Annotated in this window: 25 protein-coding genes; 20 read left to right on the top strand and 5 right to left on the bottom strand. The window is 51.9% G+C overall.

Annotated elements, in window-relative coordinates:
* Window positions 1-71: 71 nt before the first annotated feature.
* From Q0J41_RS02900 to Q0J41_RS02875, 6 genes are all read left to right on the top strand, one after another.
* Window positions 72-272: a hypothetical protein gene (locus Q0J41_RS02900; RefSeq protein WP_296225879.1), complete on the top strand. Its 201-nt coding sequence runs from the start codon at window positions 72-74 to the stop codon at window positions 270-272.
* Between the two features lie 107 nt (window positions 273-379).
* The gene (locus Q0J41_RS02895) at window positions 380-646 is read left to right on the top strand and encodes a phosphocarrier protein HPr (protein ID WP_003614073.1); all 267 of its coding nucleotides are present in this window, start codon (window positions 380-382) and stop codon (window positions 644-646) included.
* Window positions 646-2,373 carry a phosphoenolpyruvate--protein phosphotransferase gene (gene ptsP, locus Q0J41_RS02890; RefSeq protein ID WP_296225870.1) on the top strand — a complete coding sequence of 576 codons (1,728 nt, stop codon included), beginning with the start codon at window positions 646-648 and terminating at the stop codon, window positions 2,371-2,373. Before Q0J41_RS02895 ends, ptsP begins: the two co-directional genes overlap by 1 nt.
* Before the next feature lie 175 nt (window positions 2,374-2,548).
* Window positions 2,549-2,953, top strand: a complete 405-nt coding sequence (gene spxA, locus Q0J41_RS02885) for a transcriptional regulator SpxA (RefSeq protein ID WP_270447465.1) — start codon at window positions 2,549-2,551, stop codon at window positions 2,951-2,953.
* Window positions 2,954-3,055: 102 nt separating this feature from the next.
* Entirely contained in the window at window positions 3,056-3,805 is a 750-nt protein-coding gene (locus Q0J41_RS02880; RefSeq protein WP_296225867.1) for an adaptor protein MecA, read from the top strand.
* 102 nt (window positions 3,806-3,907) lie between these two features.
* Window positions 3,908-4,768, top strand: coding sequence for a competence protein CoiA family protein (locus Q0J41_RS02875; protein ID WP_296225865.1), 861 nt, complete (start codon window positions 3,908-3,910; stop codon window positions 4,766-4,768).
* Window positions 4,769-4,780: 12 nt separating this feature from the next.
* Here the strand turns inward: Q0J41_RS02875 and Q0J41_RS02870 are convergent, their stop codons facing one another.
* Window positions 4,781-5,425: a DsbA family protein gene (locus Q0J41_RS02870; protein WP_296225863.1), complete on the bottom strand. Its 645-nt coding sequence runs from the start codon at window positions 5,423-5,425 to the stop codon at window positions 4,781-4,783.
* Window positions 5,426-5,499: 74 nt separating this feature from the next.
* Window positions 5,500-6,108, bottom strand: coding sequence for a CYTH domain-containing protein (locus Q0J41_RS02865; protein WP_296225861.1), 609 nt, complete (start codon window positions 6,106-6,108; stop codon window positions 5,500-5,502).
* Between the two features lie 104 nt (window positions 6,109-6,212).
* Here Q0J41_RS02865 and Q0J41_RS02860 point away from each other — a divergent pair, with 104 nt between their 5' ends.
* The 3 genes from Q0J41_RS02860 to Q0J41_RS02850 are packed head-to-tail and all read left to right on the top strand — an operon-like array spanning window position 6,213 to window position 8,547.
* On the top strand, window positions 6,213-6,845 hold the full coding sequence (locus Q0J41_RS02860; protein WP_296225859.1) for a GTP pyrophosphokinase family protein: 633 nt from the start codon (window positions 6,213-6,215) through the stop codon (window positions 6,843-6,845).
* A complete protein-coding gene (locus Q0J41_RS02855; protein ID WP_296225857.1) occupies window positions 6,842-7,639 on the top strand; it encodes an NAD kinase in 798 nt (265 codons plus the stop codon). The genes Q0J41_RS02860 and Q0J41_RS02855 overlap by 4 nt, the downstream gene beginning before the upstream one ends.
* A gap of 14 nt (window positions 7,640-7,653) precedes the next feature.
* Window positions 7,654-8,547, top strand: a complete 894-nt coding sequence (locus Q0J41_RS02850) for an RluA family pseudouridine synthase (protein WP_296226028.1) — start codon at window positions 7,654-7,656, stop codon at window positions 8,545-8,547.
* A 59-nt stretch (window positions 8,548-8,606) separates the two neighbouring features.
* Here the strand turns inward: Q0J41_RS02850 and Q0J41_RS02845 are convergent, their stop codons facing one another.
* From Q0J41_RS02845 to Q0J41_RS02835, 3 genes are all read right to left on the bottom strand, one after another.
* A complete protein-coding gene (locus Q0J41_RS02845) occupies window positions 8,607-8,795 on the bottom strand; it encodes a hypothetical protein (RefSeq protein WP_270447475.1) in 189 nt (62 codons plus the stop codon).
* Window positions 8,796-8,866: 71 nt separating this feature from the next.
* Window positions 8,867-9,694 carry an undecaprenyl-diphosphate phosphatase gene (locus tag Q0J41_RS02840; RefSeq protein WP_296225855.1) on the bottom strand — a complete coding sequence of 276 codons (828 nt, stop codon included), beginning with the start codon at window positions 9,692-9,694 and terminating at the stop codon, window positions 8,867-8,869.
* Window positions 9,695-9,717: 23 nt separating this feature from the next.
* Window positions 9,718-10,728 carry a lactonase family protein gene (locus Q0J41_RS02835; protein WP_296225853.1) on the bottom strand — a complete coding sequence of 337 codons (1,011 nt, stop codon included), beginning with the start codon at window positions 10,726-10,728 and terminating at the stop codon, window positions 9,718-9,720.
* Between the two features lie 164 nt (window positions 10,729-10,892).
* On the opposite strand from Q0J41_RS02835, the gene Q0J41_RS02830 reads away from it, so the two are divergent.
* The 11 genes from Q0J41_RS02830 to recA all read left to right on the top strand — a co-directional run bounded on the left by Q0J41_RS02830 (window position 10,893) and on the right by recA (window position 22,126).
* Window positions 10,893-11,273, top strand: coding sequence for a PTS glucitol/sorbitol transporter subunit IIA (locus Q0J41_RS02830; protein ID WP_296225851.1), 381 nt, complete (start codon window positions 10,893-10,895; stop codon window positions 11,271-11,273).
* Between the two features lie 9 nt (window positions 11,274-11,282).
* Window positions 11,283-12,464: an AI-2E family transporter gene (locus Q0J41_RS02825; protein ID WP_296225850.1), complete on the top strand. Its 1,182-nt coding sequence runs from the start codon at window positions 11,283-11,285 to the stop codon at window positions 12,462-12,464.
* Window positions 12,461-13,018, top strand: a complete 558-nt coding sequence (locus Q0J41_RS02820; protein ID WP_296225847.1) for a tRNA (cytidine(34)-2'-O)-methyltransferase — start codon at window positions 12,461-12,463, stop codon at window positions 13,016-13,018. Before Q0J41_RS02825 ends, Q0J41_RS02820 begins: the two co-directional genes overlap by 4 nt.
* Before the next feature lie 30 nt (window positions 13,019-13,048).
* Window positions 13,049-13,444 carry a DUF1149 family protein gene (locus tag Q0J41_RS02815; RefSeq protein WP_296225845.1) on the top strand — a complete coding sequence of 132 codons (396 nt, stop codon included), beginning with the start codon at window positions 13,049-13,051 and terminating at the stop codon, window positions 13,442-13,444.
* A gap of 19 nt (window positions 13,445-13,463) precedes the next feature.
* The gene (locus Q0J41_RS02810) at window positions 13,464-15,791 is read left to right on the top strand and encodes a DNA translocase FtsK (protein WP_296225843.1); all 2,328 of its coding nucleotides are present in this window, start codon (window positions 13,464-13,466) and stop codon (window positions 15,789-15,791) included.
* Between the two features lie 5 nt (window positions 15,792-15,796).
* Window positions 15,797-17,020 (top strand): insulinase family protein, encoded by a 1,224-nt coding sequence (locus Q0J41_RS02805; protein ID WP_296225841.1) that lies wholly within the window; start codon window positions 15,797-15,799, stop codon window positions 17,018-17,020.
* Complete coding sequence (locus Q0J41_RS02800) at window positions 17,017-18,270, top strand: pitrilysin family protein (RefSeq protein ID WP_296225839.1); 1,254 nt, start codon at window positions 17,017-17,019, stop codon at window positions 18,268-18,270. The genes Q0J41_RS02805 and Q0J41_RS02800 overlap by 4 nt, the downstream gene beginning before the upstream one ends.
* Entirely contained in the window at window positions 18,267-18,995 is a 729-nt protein-coding gene (locus tag Q0J41_RS02795; RefSeq protein ID WP_296225837.1) for an SDR family NAD(P)-dependent oxidoreductase, read from the top strand. The genes Q0J41_RS02800 and Q0J41_RS02795 overlap by 4 nt, the downstream gene beginning before the upstream one ends.
* Before the next feature lie 68 nt (window positions 18,996-19,063).
* A complete protein-coding gene (locus Q0J41_RS02790; RefSeq protein WP_296225835.1) occupies window positions 19,064-20,200 on the top strand; it encodes a helix-turn-helix domain-containing protein in 1,137 nt (378 codons plus the stop codon).
* 44 nt (window positions 20,201-20,244) lie between these two features.
* Complete coding sequence (pgsA, locus tag Q0J41_RS02785) at window positions 20,245-20,808, top strand: CDP-diacylglycerol--glycerol-3-phosphate 3-phosphatidyltransferase (RefSeq protein ID WP_296225833.1); 564 nt, start codon at window positions 20,245-20,247, stop codon at window positions 20,806-20,808.
* 208 nt (window positions 20,809-21,016) lie between these two features.
* Window positions 21,017-22,126: a recombinase RecA gene (recA, locus tag Q0J41_RS02780; protein ID WP_296225831.1), complete on the top strand. Its 1,110-nt coding sequence runs from the start codon at window positions 21,017-21,019 to the stop codon at window positions 22,124-22,126.
* The last annotated feature ends 147 nt before the right edge of the window (window positions 22,127-22,273 follow it).

Here is a 22,273-nt window from a genome sequence, read left to right as displayed (position 1 = left end):
TTGAGATTTCTTCCTTTTATTTTGACAAAAAATTGCGCTAAAATAATGGTTAGGAGGTTTGTGACATTAATATGGACTATACTGATATTTTGGAGCAATTGGTTTCAGGCGACTTGCTTGAGTACCAGATCGACCCGCAGAAGGACCCGGAAGATGCTTTTGCCTTCCAGCAAAGCCTGCGCAATTACGGAAAAAACAAGAAAATCACCGGCCGGGCTGGCCGCGGCGGGGTTATTACCTATACTTCGATAGAGAATAAGCCCAAGTATTAATGAAAACATTTACAAATTAAGTTGTATTGACCTCGAAAACATGTTATTCTTTAAGAGAAACGGTACTTTGGTACCCAATTCTTGATTTTTAAAGGAGATAATTTACGATGGAAAAGAAAGAATTTCACATTATCGCTGAAACTGGTATTCACGCTCGTCCAGCTACCTTGTTGGTACAAGCTGCTTCAAAGTTTGGTTCAGACATCAACCTTGAATACAACGGCAAGTCAGTTAACCTTAAGTCAATTATGGGCGTAATGTCATTGGGTGTTGGCCAAGGTGCAGACGTAACTATCAGCGCTGAAGGCGATGACGAAAAGGAAGCTATCGCAGCTGTTGCTGAAACTATGTCAAAAGAAGGTTTGGCTGAATAATGACTGAAACTTTGAAGGGTATCGCAGCCAGTGACGGCGTTGCTGTTGCTCCAGCCTACCTCCTGGTCGAACCGGACCTTTCTTTTGAAAAGAAGTCCGTTGCCGACGCGGAAGCTGAAGTAGCCCGCTTTGACAAGGCAGTTGCCGAATCACAAGCTGAATTGGAAAGCATCCGCAAGGTTGCAGCTGAAAGCTTGGGTGAAGAAGAAGCGCAAGTCTTTGACGCCCACTTGATGTTCCTGTCAGACCCTGAATTCACTGGTCAGATTAGCGCCAAGATCAAGAGCGATGCTGTCAACAGTGAAGCAGCTTTGGACGAAGTTGCCCAAAACTTCATTACTATTTTCCAAAGTATGACTGACAATGCCTACATGCAAGAACGTGCCGCTGACGTTCGCGACGTTTCAAAGCGAATCATGGCGCACTTGCTGGGCAAGGAGTTGCCTAACTTGGCAAGCATCGACCACGAAGTAGTTCTGGTTGCTGAAGACTTGACGCCAAGTGACACGGCACAATTGAACAAGAAGTACGTTAAGGGTTTCGTAACTGACTTGGGCGGCCGGACTGCCCACTCAGCCATCATGGCCCGGTCTTTGGAAATCCCAGCTGTTGTCGGGACTGAAAAGATCACCACTTCTGTAGAAAACGGCCAAATGCTGATTGCTGACGGTTTGGATGGGGTTGCCATTGTTGAACCTAGTGAAGAACAAGTGGCTGACTACCGCAAGAAGGGCGACGACTTCGCTAAGCAAAAGGCTGAATGGCGGAAGTTGAAGGATGAACCATCAGTAACTGCTGACGGCAAGCACTTCACGATCGCTGCCAACATCGGTACTCCAGACGACCTGGCTGGCGTTTTGGAAAACGGTGCTGAAGCAGTCGGCCTGTTCAGAACTGAATTCTTGTACATGAACTCAAACGACTTCCCAACTGAAGAAGACCAGTTTGAAGCCTACAAGAAGGTTCTGGAAGGCATGAACGGCAAGCAGGTTATCATCAGAACCATGGACATCGGTGGCGACAAGCACCTGTCCTACTGGGACCTGCCAGAAGAAATGAACCCATTCCTGGGTATCCGGGCCGTTCGTCTGTCCTTGAAGAACAAGAAAATCTTCCGCACCCAGCTGCGGGCCTTGCTGAGAGCATCAGCTTACGGCAAGCTGGGGATCATGTTCCCAATGATCGGTACTTTGGACGAACTTCACCAAGCTAAGGCTGTTTTGGCTGAAGAAAAGGACAAGCTGGTCAAGGAAGGCGTCAAGGTTGGCGACGACCTGCAAGTCGGCATGATGATCGAAGTTCCGGCTGCTGCTGTTCTGGCAGACCAATTTGCTAAGGAAGTCGACTTCTTCTCAATCGGGACCAACGACTTGATCCAATACACTATGGCTGCTGACCGGGGCAACGAAAACGTTTCTTACCTCTACCAGCCATACAACCCGTCAGTTCTCCGCCTTATCAAGCACACGATCGACTCAGCTCACGAAGCTGGCATCTGGTGCGGGATGTGCGGTGAAGCAGCTGGTGACTCAACTATGTTCCCAATCCTGCTTTCCATGGGCTTGGACGAATACTCAATGAGCGCAACTTCAATTCTGCGGATCAGAAACGAAATGAAGAAGCTCTCAACTGAAGAACTCGCCAGCCTGGCTGACAAGGCAACCAAGGAATCATTGACCAACGAAGACAACATCGAATTGGTTAAGAACTTGATGGCTGACAAGTAAAGAGCAAATTAAAAGCGATTAGCGTGAGCTGACCGCTTTTTTGCTTGATTAATTAAGAAATTTAAAAGAAAACCAATTACCCCCTTCCTTTTTGTAAGTATCCATGCTAAACTATATAGTAAGTAACGAATGTGTGTTCATGCAATTTCATGTTAAAGGAGCGTGGTAACAAACAATGGTAGATTTATATGTTTCCCCGAGCTGCACCTCATGCCGTAAGGCAAAGCAATGGCTTGAACAACACAATATTCCCTACAAGGAAAGAAATATTATTTCTGATCCTTTGAACCGGGAAGAAATCATTCATGTTCTGAGAATGACTGAAGAAGGCACGGAAGAAATCGTGTCAACGCGGTCGAAGGCTTTCCAAGAGCTGAACATCGATCTGGACGATATTTCAATGAACGAACTGATCGATTTGATTGAAAAGAACCCAAGCCTGCTGAGACGGCCAATTATTTTGGATGACCGCCGGATGCAGGTCGGCTACAATGAAGATGAAATCCGCCGCTTCTTGCCGCGCAGCGTGCGCCGGCTGGAAATGGCCCGGGCTAAGCGCCTGGCAGACCAGGATTTATAATTTCAGAAAAGATAGTTGAAGGCGTTGGCTTCTAGAAGCTAACGCTTTTGCTTTGTCAGCTTTTTAGGTTACAATAACAGTACACACAAAGGAGGGATTGAGATGCGCGTTGAAAAGGTGAATGAGAACACGCTCCGCGTAAGCATGACCCGGGAGGATCTGAACCAGCGGGGCTTAAAGATCCTGGACTTGCTCGGCAACCGGGAAAGAGTCCAGGAATTCTTCCTGTCAGTTCTGCGCGAAGTAGACGAGGACAATGACTTTGCCAGCGATGCGCCGGTGACTTTCCAAGTCATGCCTAATGATGGCGGGATCGATCTCTTGATTACCAAGATGAATAATAACAGCGACCTGCCGGAAGAAATGCGGCGCTTCTTTGATCCTGAAGCCAATGGGGTCGGAGACGATATGGCGAAAGCGGTTGAAGAAGATGACTGGGCCTTTTCCGACTTGAACCCGGCTGATGACGCCAACACTGAGATGGATCCGGTGATCATGCAGGACCTGGGCAACACCGATGATGAAGACTACGAGGACTACTGGAGTTACCAGGAGACCCATGTTTTAGTCTTTGACGATATTGATGACCTCCTGGCTTTGGCTGACAGCCTCAAGGTCAGTGACCTGGCTTCTAGCGTCTACTACTACAAGCAGCAGTTTTACCTCAAGCTGGCTTTTATGGACGAGAATTACGCGGAAATCAAGCCAGCTGATGCCTGGGCGATCGCCAATGAATTTGGCCGTCAGGTGTCCGCTGACGAATTCCAACAGGCCCAAGAGTATGGCCAGTGCCTTTTCCAGCAGGACGCGCTGGGAGCTTTGCGCCGGCAGTTTGCCAGCAAGCGGGCTTAAGAAATACAGACTATAATTTAAGGACTCCTTCGGGAGTCCTTTTATTTTTGCTTTTTTAAAAAAATCTCCCCTTTTTGGCGTACTAGTTAATGGGGGATTATTTTGTACGCAGCTTTATTAAATAAAGAACTGGTCCTGGCCGTCAGCGAGGCGGGAAAGGTCCGGGAAAACCCGGCCTATCTCAACCAGGAAGTCTACCGCTGCCCGCGCTGCCAGAAACCAGTTATCCTGGTTTTGTCGCAGAAGGCTGAGCCATTTTTCAAGCACTACCAGGCTTACCGGGGGCTGGGAGAACAAGAAGAGCACCGGCAGGGGAAAATGCTTCTCAAAGCCGCCTTGACCGCGGCGGGCCTAAATGCGAAAACTGAAGTGCCGCTGGCTGACGGAGCCTTACGGGCTGATGTTTTAGCCACGCCGTTTTTGGCCTTTGAGATCCAGTGCGCGCCCTTAAGCAAGGGGGAGTTTGCCCACCGGCATGCCCTTTACCAGGCGATTGGGATTAAGGATGTCTGGCTGGTCGGCCGCCGCCATTTTTTAGGGGAAAAGCTAAAGCAGACCCAGCTGATCTTTTTCCGGGAAAACCGGTGCTGGGGGAGCTATTATCTGGAAATCCACCAAGAGGCAGGCTTGATTAGATTGAAGTACCAAATAAGGCAGGCCCCTGTCAGCCGGACCCTGCTCTACCGGCAGGTGGACTTCGCCTTGGACGCGGAAGGGATTGCCGCTTTATGGCACTTCAAGCCCCTTTTGCCCCCGCCTTTAGCCGATGACTGGGTCAAAGAGCGGGACTATCTGGACCAGCAGCTGAAGGAAAAGAGCAAGCAGGGCCAGAAGCTGGGAGAATTGATGTATTTAGCCGGCTATACCGTCTTTACTTTGCCCAAGGAAGCTTTTTCAACTTGGCGCAGGCCGGGGGAGAAAAGCTGGCTCTTGAAATTTTTGCAGCAAAAAACCAGCCCCTAAAGGAGAGGCTGGCTATAAGAGATGAAGGTGGCTGACCGGATAGTAGAGCGGAGCATTCTCCGTCAGCTGCATCAAGGGTTCAAAGCAGCAGTCCGCGCTATTTTGAAAAATTTGCAGGAGGTCGTCGTCGCTTAATTCGCCGTCAATCAAGAGCCCGCTGCCTTCGATCTGGTCGTCAAAGATCACAGTTGAGGGCAGGGCAGTGACTTGGAATTTCCGGGCCAGCTGCTGGTCCTGGGCAATGACGTCTTTAAGGCAAGCATCATTCAAGGTAGATGAAATTTTCTCTGGTTTGATATTTAGGCTTTCCAGTAATTCTTCAGCCAAGGCCGGGGAATAAGACTGCTGGCCGTCGCTCAAGCTTTCCTGCAGCTTAAACAGGAAGCTTCTGGCTTTCTTCTTGCCATAAGCGATTTGCACGGCATAGTAAAAGCTCTGGGCGCTGAGTGAGGCATTGTGATAATTGGCTAAATTGATGGAAGTGTTGAAGTTCCAGTTCCGCTTGACCATGTCGGCCTTCATGGCTTCCATGGTTACCAGGGGAATGTAATTGACGGAAATTTCAAGCTGCAGCTTTGCCGCCAATAGCCGGATGCGTTTTTCAAGCTGGTAGCAGGACAAACCTAACGGATTGATAAACAGAAACAGTTCGAACATGGTCGACCTCCAATTTTTGCTTCATCTGCTACTTTAACAAAACTTTTACTTGAAAACAAAAGAAAAGCTTTCGGCTATTTTTGCTTGGCATGCAGGCTGGCCCGGGCAATCTTGCTCTGGTTGTTGGCTGACTTGACTGGCAAGTTAAAGCGGGTCTTGATTTCTGCCAGGGCTTCCTTGATGGCCGCCGGGGAGTCATTTTCAATTTCCATCTCCCAGTCCTGGTAGCCGTCTGGGTAGCTGGTCTGGTCTAAAGTCAGCTCGCAGCCCTTTGGCCCGTCTAAAAGGATCCGCCGGGTCTTGCTCCAGGAAAAAAGGGCCAGCTGGTCAGCCTTGTCCGGGTAATGTTCCAGAAGGTACTGGCCGACATTGCCGGTCAGGCTTGGCCGGCCCTTTTTTAAAAAGTCCTCGGCTTTAGGCAGGGTTAAATCATCATTGATTTCCAGGCTTTCATGGTAAGTCTCTTGCAGCTTCTTGACCGGAACCTTGATGGTTTCCTCGGCCCGGTCTTGGAAGCAGCGGATTCTAAGGGCACTGTGGTCTTCTTTTAGCTGCTTGTCCGGGGTGTCAAAATAGTGGTTGCTCTGTTTGAAGTCGCTCTTGACCGGGTAGGCAGCGGCAATCGCTTCATAGCTGGCCTGGTCCAAGGCGACTTTGGCTTCAATTTCGCGGTGTTTGCTCATTTTTTAAAGACTCCTTTGTTAGATAAAAATTAAAAAGCTTGCGTTGGTGCTTTCGCTAACATCTATGTTAAAATTAATTTGTTTGAGATGGAAGGAAAATGTCTGTGATTACTGATTGGGATACTTTTTTATGGCCATACAACGAAGCCGTAAGTGAACTAAAAGTTAAATTCAGAGCTCTCCGGCAGAGTTTCTTGACCAAGGGAGAGCATTCGCCAATAGAATTCGTGGTTGGCCGGGTAAAAACGGTCGACTCCATTAAAGAGAAAATGCAGCGGCGGGTCATCAGCCCGGACGTGATCGAAACCGACATGCAGGACATTGCCGGTATCCGGATCATGTGCCAGTTTGTCGATGACATCTACCGGGTCGTTGACCTGCTCCACGCCCGTGATGACCTGGAGGTCGTCGAAGAGCGCGACTATATTCAAAATGCCAAGCCGTCCGGCTACCGGTCCTACCATATGGTGGTGGCCTACACGGTTTATCTGCCCGAGGGGGCCAAGCGCCTTTTGGCGGAAATCCAGATCCGGACTCTGGCCATGAATTTCTGGGCCACGGTTGAGCACACCTTGAACTACAAGTACCAGGGGGCCTACCCGGAAGATATTTCAGAGCGGCTCAAGCGGACGGCGGAAGCTGCTTACCAGCTGGATGAAGAGATGTCCTCGATCAGAAATGAGGTCAAGGAAGCGCAGAAGATCTTCACCAAGAACAAGGGCAAGGAAAAGTCATGAAAGTAGCTATCGTTCACAATGACCGCGTGACCACCCAGGTGGCGGTCCGGCACCTGCAGGTGCTGCTCGCGGAAAAAGGCATTTTGCAGGACCAGCAGCATCCTGACCTGGTAATTTCCGTCGGCGGTGACGGGACCTTGATCTCTGCCTTTCACAAGTATAAGCAGCAGCTGGACAAGGTCTGCTTTGCCGGCATCCACACCGGCCACCTGGGCTTTTACACCGACTGGCGGAACTATGACATGGAGAAGCTGGTTGACGCCCTGGCCAGCCATCCCGTTGAAGAAAACGAGGTGGGCTACCCGCTTTTGGACATGAAGGTAACCACCAGCTGCGGGGAAAAGCGCTTTTTGGCCTTAAATGAAGCCTCAATCAAGCGGATTTCCAAGACCATGGAAGCTGAGGTCTGGCTCGGGGGCGAGCGCTTTGAGAATTTCCGGGGCGACGGCCTTTGCGTGTCAACCCCGACCGGGTCAACGGCCTACAGCAAGTCCTTGGGCGGAGCGGTAATCCACCCCCGCCTCAAGGCCCTGCAGCTGACCGAAATTGCCTCGATCAACAACCTGGTCTTCCGGACGGTGGGCTCGCCTGTCGTTATTGCCCCGGATGAGTGGATCACCATCGTGCCGAAGATTTCCGACCGGGCGGTCGTGATCGTCGACGGGGAAAGGATCAGCTTGACCGACGTGCAGAAAGTAGATTATAAAATTGCGGCGGAAGAGATTCGCTTTTACCAGTATGGCCACCACCATTTTTGGGAGCGGGTCAACGATGCCTTCATTGGTGACAGATAGTGCAAGTATACAAAATGATTGTCGCGAAAAATGACCCAGGCCAGCTGAGTCATTTTTTGCTGAAAAAAGGTTTTTCCCGACGGGCAGTCAACAACTGCAAGAATCACGGCGGGATGATGCTGGTCAACCACCACCGCCGGAATGGCAGCTACCGGCTAAAAGAAGGGGACGTGGTCCACTTTTTGATGGGCCAAGAGCCGGTCAACCCCTGGCTCAAGGTCTCCCGCCGACCCCTGGCCATCGTTGAAGAAACGGCTGACTATTTGGTGATCAACAAGCCAGCTGGCCTCTTGTCGATTCCTTCCGGCTTTCATGCAGAAGACGCGGTAATCAACCGGGTTTTGGCCTACTTTGAAAAGCAGGGGGTCAATCCGGCCTACGTCAAGCCCCACATCGTGACCCGGCTGGACCAGGATACTTCCGGCCTGGTTCTCTTGGGCAAGAACGCCATTGCCCATGACCGCTTCAGCAAGCTGGGCAAGGATGCTTTTATCAAAAAGTACCACGCTATCGTCCATGGCAACTTCGCCGAAGAGGACTTAAGCGGCTTGATCGACAAGCCCCTCGCCCGGGTGGGGGACACGGTCAAGCGGGAGGTCAACCCAAAGGGGCAAAGGGCCTTGACTGAATATCGGGTTCTTGACCAGGTCCCGGGGGCCAGCTTGGTTGAACTCCGCCTGTTGACCGGCCGGACCCACCAGATCCGGATCCACATGGCTTCTATCGGCCATGTCCTTTATGGAGACGACCTTTACGGGGCCAAGGATGATTTTGCCCGCCAGGCCTTGAACTGCTTCTACCTGGCCTTCCCCAACCCCTTCAGCGGGGAAGAGCGAGAGATTGAGATTCCCGACCCAAGCGACATGCAGGGCTTGTGGCGGCAGCTAAAGCAGGAAGCAGAAAAATAAAAGCAAAAAAGGAGACAGGCAGGCCTGTCTCCTTTTCTTATTTATCTGTTATCTATTTTTTACGCGTTTGAGATTACTGCCCAAGCCAGGCCCCCGAGGGCACAGATGGCCAGCAGCGGCAAAACTACTGAGCTGATCAAGGCAAAGGCCAGGCCGACTCCGATCAAAAAGATCAGAACCCGCCAGAGGGCTACGCCCATCTTCCAGCAGAGCCATAAAATAAATAGTAAGCAAAGCAAACTTAACATGTTTATTCACCGTCCTCTAGCTTGCTATCCTTAAGCAGTAATCATAGCATACTTTCGCGCGAATACAAGTATTACGCAAATACCAGACCGCAGATGATGACGATGATCCCCAAAACAATCCGGTACCAGCCAAATGGCTTGAAGTCGTGGGTCTGCACGTACTTCAGCAGGAACTTGATTGACAGGTAGGCCACGATGAAGGAAACGACCATGCCGACCAAGAGGATGGCCAGCTGGTTGCCGACAAAGACGTGACCGGCCTTGAAGAACTTGACCAGCTTCAAAAGGGATGCCCCGAACATGGTCGGGATAGCCAGGAAGAAGGAGAACTCAGTTGCCACGTAGCGGCTTGACCCGATCAGCATGGCCCCCAGAATAGTTGCCCCGGACCGGGAAGTCCCTGGGATCATGGACAAAACCTGGAAGCAGCCGATCAAGAGAGCGGTCTTATAGCTCATCTTGTTTAAATCAGTCATGCTCGGTTGCCGCTTGGCGTAGTAATTTTCCAAGGCGATGAAGAGGATACCGTAGATGATCAAGGTGGCGGAAATTACCTGCCAGGAGGTCATGTTTTCTTCCAGCCAGTCATTCAGCGGCAGGCCGATGATGATTGACGGCAGGACAGCCGCGATGACCTTGAACCAGATCTGCCAGGTCTGCCCTTTTTCCCGCTTGCTCTTTGACGGGGCAAAAGGATTCAGTTTGTTAAAGTAGATCACGATGACGCTCAAGATGGCTCCCAGCTGGATGACAACCATGAACATGTTGATAAAGCTGGTTGGCTGGTCTAACTTGATGATGTAGTCGGCCAGGTAGAGGTGGCCAGTTGAGGAAATCGGCAGAAACTCCGTAACCCCTTCGATGATGCCGAGAATGATGGCTTTGAAAATGTCTAGCATGTTACTAAAAAAATACTCCTAACTTAATCAGTGAATAAAACTCTGGTGCCTTCCGGAACCGCGATGTCCTTTTCCAGCGGGGTCAAAGTCCCATCGCTTTGCCGCTGGTAAAGGGTAGCGTTGTTGCTGTTTTGGTTGGCGGCAACGACGTACTTTTCCTCCGCGTCCCAGTTGAAGTCCCGCGGGAATTCGCCAAAAGTTGACACCCGCTGGACCAGCTTCAAGGTCTGGTCTGGCAAAACGGCAAAGACGGCGATTGAGTCGTGGCCGCGGTTGGACACGTAAAGGAACTTGCCGTCACTTGACAGGCGGATGGCCGCTGCCCCGTTGTGCTGGTCCCAGCTTTCCGGAATGGTTGAATAGGTCGCCAGGGACCGGAACATCCAGTTTCCCTCGTCAAACTTGACCACGTTGACCTGGCTGGAAAGTTCGCCGGCCACGTAGAAGTACTTGCCGTCCGGAGAGAAGGCAAGGTGGCGGGTGCCAAAGCCGTCTTCATTTTGGTAGCTAGCCAAATGCTCAAGCTTTTGCCCGTCAAAAGCGTAGAAGTCGACTCTGTCTTGGCCCAGGTCGCAGGAAACCAGGTGCCCGCCCGGAGTTTCATCAAAGTAGTGCGGGTGAGCGCCGGCTTGTTCAGGCCGCGGCCCCAAAGCCTTGTTTTCGTGCTTGACCTGGTCAAGCAGGGTCAGCTGGCCCTGGTCATCATAGCTGATGACGGCCAAGACGCCAGTGTGGTAGTTAGCCGTGTAGAGCAGCTTCTTTTCCTTGTTGATACCGATATAAGCCGGAGAAGACCCTTCGTGCAGCAGTTGGCTGACCAGCTTGCCGTTTGCAAAGGCCGCGATGCCACCTTGGCCGTTTTCATTCTTAATGGTAAAAATGAACTGGCCGTCTTTTTGGAAATAGGTTGGCCCGCCGACTTCAACGACGTTTCTTCTTTGTTCCAGATGGGCCTGGTCACTGGAGCCGATAAAGTCAAACTGGTAGATGCCGGCTGACTCGTGCCTGGTGTAGCCGCCGATTAAAATATGCAATTTAAACCTCCTTATTTACTCCACAATAAGTCTAATTTAAATATTAAGCTTATCTTTGGCAAATGTCGATAAGAGATAGTCGTCCGTAAAGAATAATTAACAATTCTTTTCTTCTTTGCTTTAAGTTGGCAGTGAGTATGTTAGAATTTAACCAGGTGATAAAAATGAAATGGATATCTACAATTAAAACAATCGGACCAAACGCAATCAGTGAAAAAGACCGCGTTGTAATTTTATTTGGCCAGACGGCCAATGATGAACTGCAGGACGTTTCCGTCATCCAAGCCTTCGATGATGAACAGGCTGCCCAGGCAGTCGTGCTCAAGAAGGGGGACACGGTAACCATCGATGGAACGACCTTCTTGATCAACTATGTTGGACCTATGGCGGTCAGCAACTTGCGGGCCTTGCAGCATGCCAGCCTCTTTTTCACTGACAAAGTGCCAAAGAAGCCAATGTCCAACGCCCTCTACCTGGACTTACCAGAAGACCAGGAAATGCCTAAGTTCAGAGTCAACGACGAAATCGTTTACGAACACCTGTAGGCTGGATTAATGAAGAAAAGAGACACGAGCCTTTTTACGGACTGGGTGCTTAATAACCGCTTCAGCGTCGGCTTGATCAATGTGCTCTTGGCCTTGGTGATCATTCTGGTCTTCAACAAGATTTCCTTTATCTTGAACCCGGTCAACACCTTCATCAGTGCCATCATGCCGCCAGTTTTGGTGGCCATGGTCCAGTACTATCTGATGGAGCCGGTGGTGGACAAGCTAGAGGAGAAGTTCAAGGTGCCGCGGACGGTCACCATCCTGGTGATTTTTGCCATAGTGACGGTCTTCTTGATCTGGGCTATCAATTCCTTGATCCCGGTCGTGCAGAGCCAGATTGACTCTTTAGTTAAGAACTGGCCCACGATCTGGAAGAATTCGACCAACGCGGTTGATGAACTCCTGCACAGCCCGAAATTCAGCGGTCTGCGCGATTCTCTGCAAAAGCAGATGACTTCTTTGCAGAAGAATTTCGGCAAGAGTATGGGGTCAACCGTCTCCAGCGCCTTGGGCAATTTGACCAGCGCGGTTACCGTGGCGACGGCTGTTTTCACGACCCTAGCCACGGCCCCGTTTTTGCTCTTTTTTATGCTGAAAGATGGGCACAAATTGCGGCCGTTTCTGGTCAAATTCGCACCCCAGCGCTGGGAGCAGGCGACCAGTAACCTGCTTCACGAAGTCAACCAGGCCGTGTCCTCTTACGTGATCGGCCAGGTCTCTGTGGCCATCTGCGTGGGGATTATGTTCTTCATCGGCTACGCGATTATCGGCGAGCCTTACGGGGCAGCCCTGGCGATCTGCGCTGGCTGTTTGAACCTGATCCCTTACTTTGGGACCTTTATCGGTTTGATTCCGGCCTTGATCATCGCCTTGGTGACTAATTTGCCGATGGTGGCGAAGGTTCTTGCCGTCTTCTTCATTGAGCAGATCATCGAAACCCGGGTCATCAGTCCGCTGGTTGTCGGCAACCGTTTGAAGATGCATCCGGCCACGACGATCATTGTCATGCTGGGGGCGGGCTCAGTCTGGGGTCTGTGGGGCGTAGTCGGCGGAATTCCCGCCTACGCGGTGATGAAGATCCTTTTGACCCACATCTACCAGTACTACCGGAAGGTTTCCCACCTCTATGACGACAGTTTCCAGGATGAAGACCAGGCTGAACAAGAAGAAAAGAAAGGAAATAAATGACCAACCATATTGTTTTGTTTGAGCCGGAAATCCCCGACAATACTGGCAATATCGCCAGAACCTGCGCGGGAACCAACACGGTCTTGGACTTGATCGAGCCCTTGGGCTTCCGCTTGGATGACAAGCACCTCAAGCGGGCAGTTCTGGATTACGGCGGTGAAGTCGAAATCCGCCGCCACGATGACCTGCGGGCTTTTCTAGACTCTTTGCCGGACAATGCCGAGATGTACTTGATCTCCAAGTTCTCCAGCAAGTCCTACACTGAGGTCGACTATACGGATGAAAGCAAGGACTACTACTTTGTTTTTGGCCGGGAAACGACCGGCCTGCCGGAAACCTTCATGCGGCAATACGAAGACCGCAATCTCCGCATTCCCATGTCCGACAAGATCCGGGCCTTCAACCTGTCTAATTCGGCAGCAATCGTAATTTTTGAAGCTCTGCGCCAGCAAGGCTTCCCCCACATGGAAAAGTCCCACCACTATGACAACGACAAGCTTAAGGACGACTACAACCGTCCTGGCCGCTACCAGCGGAACCTGCCTAAGCATTAGTGGCTAAAAAGAAATTTATGAGGTAAAATCATGGAATTTAACAAGCAGACCCCAATCATCGTTCGCGCCTTTCACTATGACCTGCTCGATGAACCAGAAGAAAAGAACGAAGTCAACGTGGCTATCCGTCAGGTAGTCGCTACTGGCGAAGACGGCGTTGAAGATGCTGGCGAAGGAGGCGGCTACTACGAAGTAGCCGTTGTCTACGATGTTACGCCAGACGAAGACAACATCATCGAAATCAGCGGGGTCAACACCCAAGTCGTTCAACTTTTAGGATACCACGGCGACGGCCAGGACCTGGACCAGGAAACCTACCGTTTGCTCAGCCGGCCGCTGGTTGAATACATCGAAACCTTGACTTACGAAGTTAGCCAGGTTGCCTTGGACGAACCGATCAACTTGGACTTTGAACCTAATTTCTAAGAATTGAGCAGGTGAAGAAATGCCTCGAAAGAAAAGGCAGGCTAATCGTAAAAATAAAAGTAAAAAGAAAACAGAAGAATCTTTGAGCTGGGTGGTTACCGGGATCGTCTTGATCCTGGTAGCCATTTTGGCGTTATTGCGCTTTGGTTGGCTGGGCAAGGAATTGGCCAACCTCTTGCGGCTTTTGATCGGGGACAGCTACCTTTTAGGCGGCGCCTTTCTGGCTATTTTGGGCCTAGTCATGCTGATTTACGGGCAGCCGCCCCGCTTCGGTTTTAAGCGGACCAGCGGCTTAACTTTGGCTTACCTGGGCCTTTTGTACATCCTGGCCAGCCGTTTTTTCAATGTCAGAAGCGTCCACAGCGAATTTTTGCCCGCCTTCAAGAACGTGATCTTTGAAGAACTAGCCCGGGCCAATATCACCGTCAGCGTCGGCGGGGGCTGGATCGGGAGCTTCCTGTACGGGATCTTCTACCAGCTTTTAGGCCAGATTGGCGGCTTGTTCCTGGCCGTTTTGAACATAATCAGCGGGATTTTGATGTTCTTTGATGTCAAATTCCGCGACTTGGTCACCGCTTTTCAAAAAATCAGCCGCTCCTTCATCCAGCAGAGCAAGGATGGAGCTGGCCAGCTGAAGGAAAAGTATTCTGAATACAGGGAGCAGCAAAGAAAAGAACCCAACAACCGGGAGAAGCTGGCCGACCCTTGGCGGGATAGCGAAGAGACTCAGCCGGCCAAGCCATCCCTGCCGGAAATCCAGGTGGCTGAGCAGCATCCTGACCCGCCGGTTACCCATTCACTGGAACTGGATGACCTGCCCAAGCCCCGTAGCCAGGCTGAAGACGACCAGAAGATGATTTTGGCCGACCAGCAGGTTGACCATGGACTGGACAAGAGCATGGTCAGCTATGATGACAACTACCAGTTCCCGCCCCTATCCCTGTTAAAGGCTGTCCAAGCTAGCGACCAGTCCAGCGACAAGGACAAAATCGGGCAAAACACGGCTATTTTGGAGGAAACCTTCAAGAGTTTCGGGGTGGAAGTCAATGTTAAAAAGGCAATTTTGGGCCCGACCATTACCCGCTACGAAGTCCAGCCAGCCGTCGGAGTCAAGGTCTCCCGGATCGTCAACCTGGCCGATGACTTAGCCCTGGCCCTGGCCGCCAAGGATATCAGAATTGAAGCTCCGATTCCGGGCAAGCCTTATATCGGGATCGAAGTTCCTAACCAGAAGGCCCAGTCCGTAGCCTTTAAGGACGCCATGGAGCACCAGGACCAAAAGGCCAAGGACCATCCTTTGATGGTGCCTTTAGGCAAGGACGTGACCGGTCAGATTATCAGTGCTGACTTGACCAAGATGCCCCACTTGCTGGTAGCCGGGTCAACCGGGTCTGGTAAATCTGTGGCCATTAACACGATTTTGACCAGCATCTTGATGAAGGCCCGGCCGGATGAAGTCAAGCTGGTTTTGATCGACCCGAAGATGGTTGAATTGTCAGTCTACAGCGGAGTACCCCACTTGATGATCCCGGTTGTCACTGACTCCCGCCTGGCTTCCAAGGCCCTGAAAAAAGTCGTCGACGAAATGGAGCGGCGCTACAAGCTTTTTGCTGCCGGCAGCGTCCGCAATATGGGCGAATACAACCGCAAGGTGGCTGAGAACAACAAAGACAGCAGCCGGCCAGTAATGGAGCCTTTGCCGTATATTTTGGTCGTTGTTGACGAATTGAGTGACTTGATGATGGTCGGCGGCCACGACGTGGAAAATTCCATCGTTCGTCTGGGCCAGATGGCCCGGGCCGCCGGTATTCACATGATTTTGGCTACCCAAAGACCGAGCGTGGACGTCATCACTGGTTTGATCAAGGCCAACGTGCCGTCAAGAATCTCCTTTGCCGTCTCCAGCGGGGTCGACTCCCGGACCATTTTGGACCAGGTCGGCGCTGAAAAGCTGCTGGGCAGGGGGGACATGCTCTATTTGCCGATCGGGGCCTCCAAGCCGGAACGGATTCAGGGGGCCTATATCGACGTCGACGAGGTGGAAGCCGTCGTTGACTGGGTCAAGGGCCAGCAAAGCGCTGAATACGACGAGGAAATGATTCCCCAGGCCGGGGATGATGGCGAAAATAGCGATGACGACGTTGACGACGAATACTACCAGCAGGCCGTGGACCTGGTCCGCCACCAGCAGTCAGCCAGCACCTCCATGCTGCAGCGGCGATTCAGAATCGGCTACAACCGGGCTGCCCGCTTGATTGACGAGCTGGAAGAGCACGGGGTAGTCGGCCCGCCGGAAGGCTCCAAGCCGCGCAAGGTGCTTTTGCCGCCTGAAGGACAAGAAGAATAAAAATAATGAACGAAGAAAACATCAGCATTCAAAGCAATCAAAAATTTACCAGCGGCAACCTGGGCTTGTTCGTCCGCCTGCCGCTGACCAAGCACAATATGGCCATGGCTAGCCTGCTCTGCCGTATGCAGATGAACGAAAGTGAGCTCTTTCCAGATCCCGGCGTCCAGCAGGTTGAATTGCAGCAGCGCTACTCTTTCCAGTTTGAAGCAGTAGTGCAGCTTTTTGGCAAGGAAATGATCATTTCCTACCTGGCCAATTTCGTTGAGCCCCAGGAGATCTTGGACCCGGACTACAACTACCGGCAGATAGCGGAAACTTTTGCCGGCCTGGCCACCCGGCCCCTAATTACTCCAAGCTCTGTCCAGCTGGCCCAAAGGCAGCTGGAGGAAGAATACCAGGAGCTCATGGCTGAGCCGAGCAACGCGGCTTTAAGCGCCTTTTTCAACAACTGGTATGCGGATCAGCCCGATTACGCGGCCAGCTTTATTGGCTCAATTGCAGACATTAAGGCTGCCACTAGCCAGGAAGTCCGCCGCTTTGCCGACGCTATCAAGACCCAGGCCAGCTGCGTCTTTGGCCATGTCTATGATGCCCGCCAGGTTAAGCGCCTTTTGCAAAAGAAGCTGCAAGAAGAAAGCTGGCCGGGCCTAGCCTTGGAATTTGGCAGCCGGGACTTGTTGATTCCGGCCCCGGACTTGCGGCTTGAGAAAACAGACGAGCAGGGCAAGCAGCAGACCCAGCTTCTCCTGGGTTATGCCTACAAGGGCCAGCCAAGCCTGCAGGATTTGGCGACCGGGACAGTTTTGCGCCAGTATTTGACCGGAGACCAGTCCTCCCGGCTTTTTAGCAAGGTCAGAGAAGAAAACGGGGCGGCTTACGCGGTGGAAAGCAACTGGTATGCCGACAACGCCCTTTTCTTGGTTAGCGCCGGCCTGGACCCGGACAAATTGGATTTAGCCGGGCAGATTATCGGCAAGGAGATGCAGATGGTGGCAGCCGGCCGGATCGACCCGGGCCTGCTTAAGCAGTCCCGGCAGGCTCTGGCCAACCGCCACTTGCTCAACCAGGACCACGCCAGCTGGCTTTTGGCTAAAGACCTCCGCTATAAGCTCCATGCTGACTACGAGGACTTTGATATGATGGCCGCGGTAAGCCGGGTGACCAGCGGCCGGCTGGCCGACTTTGCCCAAAAGCTGTATCTGAATGAAAGATATGTATTAAAATGATCAAACCAGAAATTATCAGAAAAGATTTCCCTTCCGGCTTCAAGGCCCAGGTGATCCGGCGCAAGGGCTTCAACCAGCGCTTTTTCGGTATTATTGTCGATTTCGGCAGCGCTGATCCTCAGCCTGTGCCCGGCCTGGCCCACTTTTTGGAGCACAAGCTTTTTGCCGCGGAAGAAGGCGACTTGTCCCTGGAATTTGAAAAAATGGGGGCCAGCGTCAATGCTTTTACCGCTTTCAATGAAACCATGTATTACGCCAGCGGGGTCAAGAATGTTGGTCCCATGATCGACCTGCTCTTCAAGCTGGTTGGCCAGCCTTACTTTACCGATGAGAACGTGGCCAAGGAAATCCCCATCATCCAGCAGGAATTAGCCATGTACCAGGATGAGCCTGACTGGATCCTGGGCGACCGGCTCCTGCGAGGCAGCTACGGGGACTGCAACTTGGCCATCGACGTGGCCGGGACCAAGGAATCAATTGCCAGCGTGACTAAGGAAAAGCTCCAGGCGGCATATGATGAAAATTACGTGGCCGCCCGCATGTCCTTTGTTGCCTGCGGAGACTTTACCGACAACCAGGTCAAGACTATTCTGAGGCAGGCCAGGAAACTGTCAGACCAATATTTAAAGACAGGAAGTCCGCAAAAAGAAAGTGACTTAGTGTCCCTTTTGGCCAGCGGCCAAGACTGGGTTTTGCCCGGCGGGGATGTACCCCTGTTCGCGGCAGCCATCCCTTTGCCAAACTTTAAGAAAGTTTTAGCAAGTCGGGATATGAGTCAAATTTTGCTGGAAATCATGCTAGAATCAAAGCTAGGTGCCGCTAGCCACTGGTTCGCCAGTGCCAGAAAAGCCGGCCTGGTCAGCCAGCCCCTTCAGATCAGCGTGACTTATACCCGGCAGGGAGCCTACGCGGTCCTGCTGGGGATGAGCCCGGAAGCAGAAAAGCTGCTTGATCAGATCAAGGCTGAACTGGCCCCAGACAAGCTTTTTACAGCCGATCAGGAAAAAGAAATGCGCCAGCTCTTTGAGATTCACAAAAGAAGCTGGCTGGCCCAAACCGTGCGCAGCCTGGACAATTTATCCGGCTTTGCCGTGGAGATGGCTGAAGAAAGCCTGGATGAGGAAGATCTGTTTGCCAATGTTGAGCAGATGCAGGCCATGAATTTTGCTGATTACCGGGCTTATTGCCAGAAACTTTTCAAAGGCGCCAGCATCAACACGGCCCGCCTGCTTGAGGGGGATGAAGAATGAAGCGAGCACTGATTTTCGGGGCAACCGGCGGCATTGGCCAGGCTATCGCCAGCCGCTTAGCTAAGTCTGGCTGGTCCATGTACCTGCACTGCAACAGCAACTGGGAAGCGGCCAGCAAATTAGCTAAGGCATTGGCCGAAAAGCACCCCTTGCAGGACTTCATGCCGATCAAGCAGGACTTTTTAGCCGGCGATGACCAGCTCAAGGACTTTGCCAGCGGCCTTTTGCCCGTCAACGCGGTCGTTTTTGCCCAAGGGATAACCAACTATGACTTCCTGGGCAGCCAAAGTTCCCAGGTCATTGACCAGATCATCAAGGTCAATTTGGAGAACCCGATCAAGCTGACCAAGTTGTTGGAAAGCCAGCTCTTAAAGCAAGAGCACAGCCGGATCGTCTACCTGGGCTCAGTTTACGGGGGCCAGGGCAGTGCCATGGAGGCTGTCTACAGCGCCACTAAAGGCGGGATTAGCCGCTTTGCCCAGGCCTATGCCCGAGAAGTGGCCGCCAGCCACTTTACGGTCAATGTCGTGGCGCCAGGGGCAGTCAACACGGCCATGAACGCCATGTTTTCCCCGGAAACCTTGAAGGAACTGGCAGAAGAAATTCCCGCCGGCCACCTGGCCAAGCCCAAGGAAATCGCCTACTGGGTTGACTGTCTGCTCAACCCTGAAAGCGACTACCTGACCGGGCAAACGATTTACGTCAGTGGCGGCTGGCTGGAATAGGGCGACACAGGCGGGGCCATTGTGCTATAATTTATAAACGAATTTTAAAGTGATTGAAGAGGTTAATAATGTCAGGCATTGGAGAACAACTACGTAAGGCAAGAGAGGCCAAGGGCCTTTCAATTTCCGATATTGAGAAGGCTACGAAGATCCAGAGCCGCTACCTGGAAGCAATCGAAAACAACGATTTCGACAAGCTGCCAGGCGACTTTTACGTCCGGGCTTTCATCCGCCAGTACGCACAAATCGTTGGCCTGGACGGCAGGGAATTGCTGAGCCAGTACCAAGGCGAAGTCGCAAATGAAGTCAGCCAGCCAGAAGAAAGTCCGGCCCAAGAAGTTCATGAGGAGGCTCATGAAGAAGAAACAGCTCCAGCAGAGCCGGTTGAAACTAATCCGGCCAGAATCAGTGCCAGCCGGCCAGCCAAGCGGGAAGTTACCGAAGAAGCTCCTAAGGACGCTAAGTGGCGCAAGCTTGTGCCCCGCCTGGCCCTGGGCTGCGGGATTGCCCTCCTGCTTTTGATCGGGGGGATGGCCTTTGCCAACATGAAGAAGACCGGGTCAAGCAGCCAGAAGGAAAATGCTGGCTCCAGCGTCACCATCACTTCCAAGAAGGCTTCCAGCAAGAAGAGCTCATCTGCTTCTGCTTCATCTAAGAAAAAGAAGACCAGCTCAATCAAGGTTGCTTCACTTGGCGGCTCAAGCTACCGGGTAACTGGCATCAAGTTCAGCACTCCTTTGGTAGTCCGGTCAAGCAAGCAAAACATCTACTACTACGTTTCCGTTGACAACGTGATCACCAACCAGGGGACCCTGCAAAGCGGTGAAAAGCACACGGAAACTGTCAAGAAGGGGCAAACTTTGATCGTTTACCTGGGGACTGACACTGGCGTGACTGTAACTGTTGGCGGCAAGAAGATTCCGTTCACTCCAATCAACGGCACGACCCGTTTGACCATCTACCTGGGTGACAGCTCTGCTTCAGCATCAAGCAGCTCTGCGGCAAGCCGCACGACTGCCAACACCAGTACCAGCACGAGCTACAGCAGCCGGGCAAGTTCTAGTGTGCAAAGCTCAGCTTCTAGCCGGCCAGCTGCTTCCAGCTCCAGCGCTAAATCAAGCTCTCAAGCTTCATCCAGAGCTGCCTCAAGCACCCAGTCATCAGCCGCGCCATCATCATCTGCCGCTTCCAGCAGCAAGCAATAAGAGAAGAATGATCTTTAAGTCTGAAAAGTGAGGAATTTAAAGCAATGAATTTACCAAATAAACTGACTGTTTTCCGAATCTTCTTGATTCCTGTCTTCATGATCCTGCTGATCGTCCAATGGCCAGCCGGCTCATTCGCCCTGGCAGGGACTGAAATTCTGTGGAGCCGGGTGGTGGCCATGATCGTCTTTGCCGTTGCTTCCGCAACCGACTGGTTTGACGGTCACATCGCCCGGTCCCGGGGACTGGTAACCAATTTTGGTAAGTTTGCTGACCCGTTGGCTGACAAGATGCTGACCATGACGGCTTTCATCTTCATGGTTGAGTTGAACCTGGCTCCGGCCTGGGTTGTAGCCATCATCGTCTGCCGGGAACTGGCTGTTACCGGCCTGCGCCTGATCGTGGTTGAAAACAACGGCAAGGTTATGGCCGCAGCCATGCCTGGCAAGATCAAGACCACCTGCCAGATGCTGTCAATCATCTTCCTGCTCTTTGGCGACATCTTCCACCTGGGTACCATCCTGCTCTACCTGGCTTTGATCTTCACGATCTACTCTGGCTACGACTACTTCCATTCTTCATGGGACGTCTTCAAGGGCTCAATGTAAGCATTTAGAAAATCACTATTTTTTTAAAAATGAGTATCAGCGAGGTACTCATTTTTTATTTTTTAAGTCAGTTTAAGGAAAAAAGGGATTTTTTCTTGTACTAGTAAGTGGAGGAGAAATAATTTGAACGTTAGTTCGGATTTTTCTTGCTTTTTACCTGGCCTTCAAAGTATAATATTTATTAGTAAGTTTCCAGGAGGGAAAAAATTTGGCTAAAGATGAAAAACAAGCTGCTCTTGAAGCGGCTTTAAAGAAAATTGAAAAGAACTTCGGTAAAGGCGCGGTCATGCGGATGGGCGAGAAGGTCGACACCCAGATCTCGACTGTTCCGTCAGGCTCACTGGCCCTGGACGCGGCCCTGGGCGTGGGCGGCTACCCGCGGGGCCGGATCGTGGAAATCTACGGTCCGGAATCTTCCGGTAAGACGACCGTTGCCCTGCACGCCGTAGCTGAAGTGCAGAAGCGGGGCGGCACGGCTGCCTACATCGACGCGGAAAATGCCATGGACCCGGCTTACGCGGAAGCCTTGGGCGTTGATATCGATCAGTTGATCCTGTCTCAGCCAAACACTGGGGAAGAAGGGCTGCAAATCGCGGACACCTTGATTTCCAGCGGGGCCATTGACATTGTCGTGGTCGACTCCGTTGCCGCCCTGGTGCCGCGGGCTGAAATTGAAGGCGAAATGGGTGACTCCCACGTCGGCCTGCAGGCCCGCCTGATGAGCCAGGCCCTGCGCAAGCTCTCCGGGACGATTGCCAAGACCAAGACCATTGCCATTTTCATCAACCAGATCCGGGAAAAGGTCGGCGTCATGTTCGGCAATCCCGAAACCACTCCAGGTGGCCGGGCTTTGAAGTTCTACTCAACCATCCGGCTGGAAGTCCGCCGGGCTGAACAGATCAAGCAGTCCACCAACGTTATCGGTAACCGGGTCAAGATCAAGGTGGTCAAGAACAAGGTTGCCCCGCCATTCAAGGTAGCTGAAGTCGACATCATGTACGGGCAGGGGATCTCCCAGTCCGGCGAACTGCTGGACATGGCCGCTGACCAGGACATCGTTGACAAGGCAGGGGCCTGGTACTCCTACCATGGCGAAAAGATCGGCCAGGGCCGAGAAAACGCCAAGAAGTACCTGGAAGAGCACCCGGACATCTACGAGGATATCCAGACCCAGGTCCGCAAGGCTTACGGGATCGATGCCGAATCTCTGGAAGAAAAGGAAAATCCGGAGAAGGTCAAGGAGCAGCGGGCTAAGAAGGCAACTCCTGCCGAAGAGAAGCAAGATGAAGTTGCAAGTCCGGAAAAGACTGATAAATAGGCCATTTTTGGCCAATAGAAAGATTGCCAGCAGAAGCTTGGCAGTCTTTTTTGTTTCCGCAAATGCAGCTAAGGAATTGACTTGACCAAAAATGTAACATATGATTAGTAATGTGTGAATAATTCTAAATACAAAGGCGACGTAACT

Origin of the sequence: uncultured Lactobacillus sp., assembly GCF_944327175.1 — a bacterium.
Classification (GTDB): Bacteria; Bacillota; Bacilli; order Lactobacillales; family Lactobacillaceae; genus Lactobacillus.
This window is presented reverse-complemented; position numbering and strand designations above follow the sequence as displayed.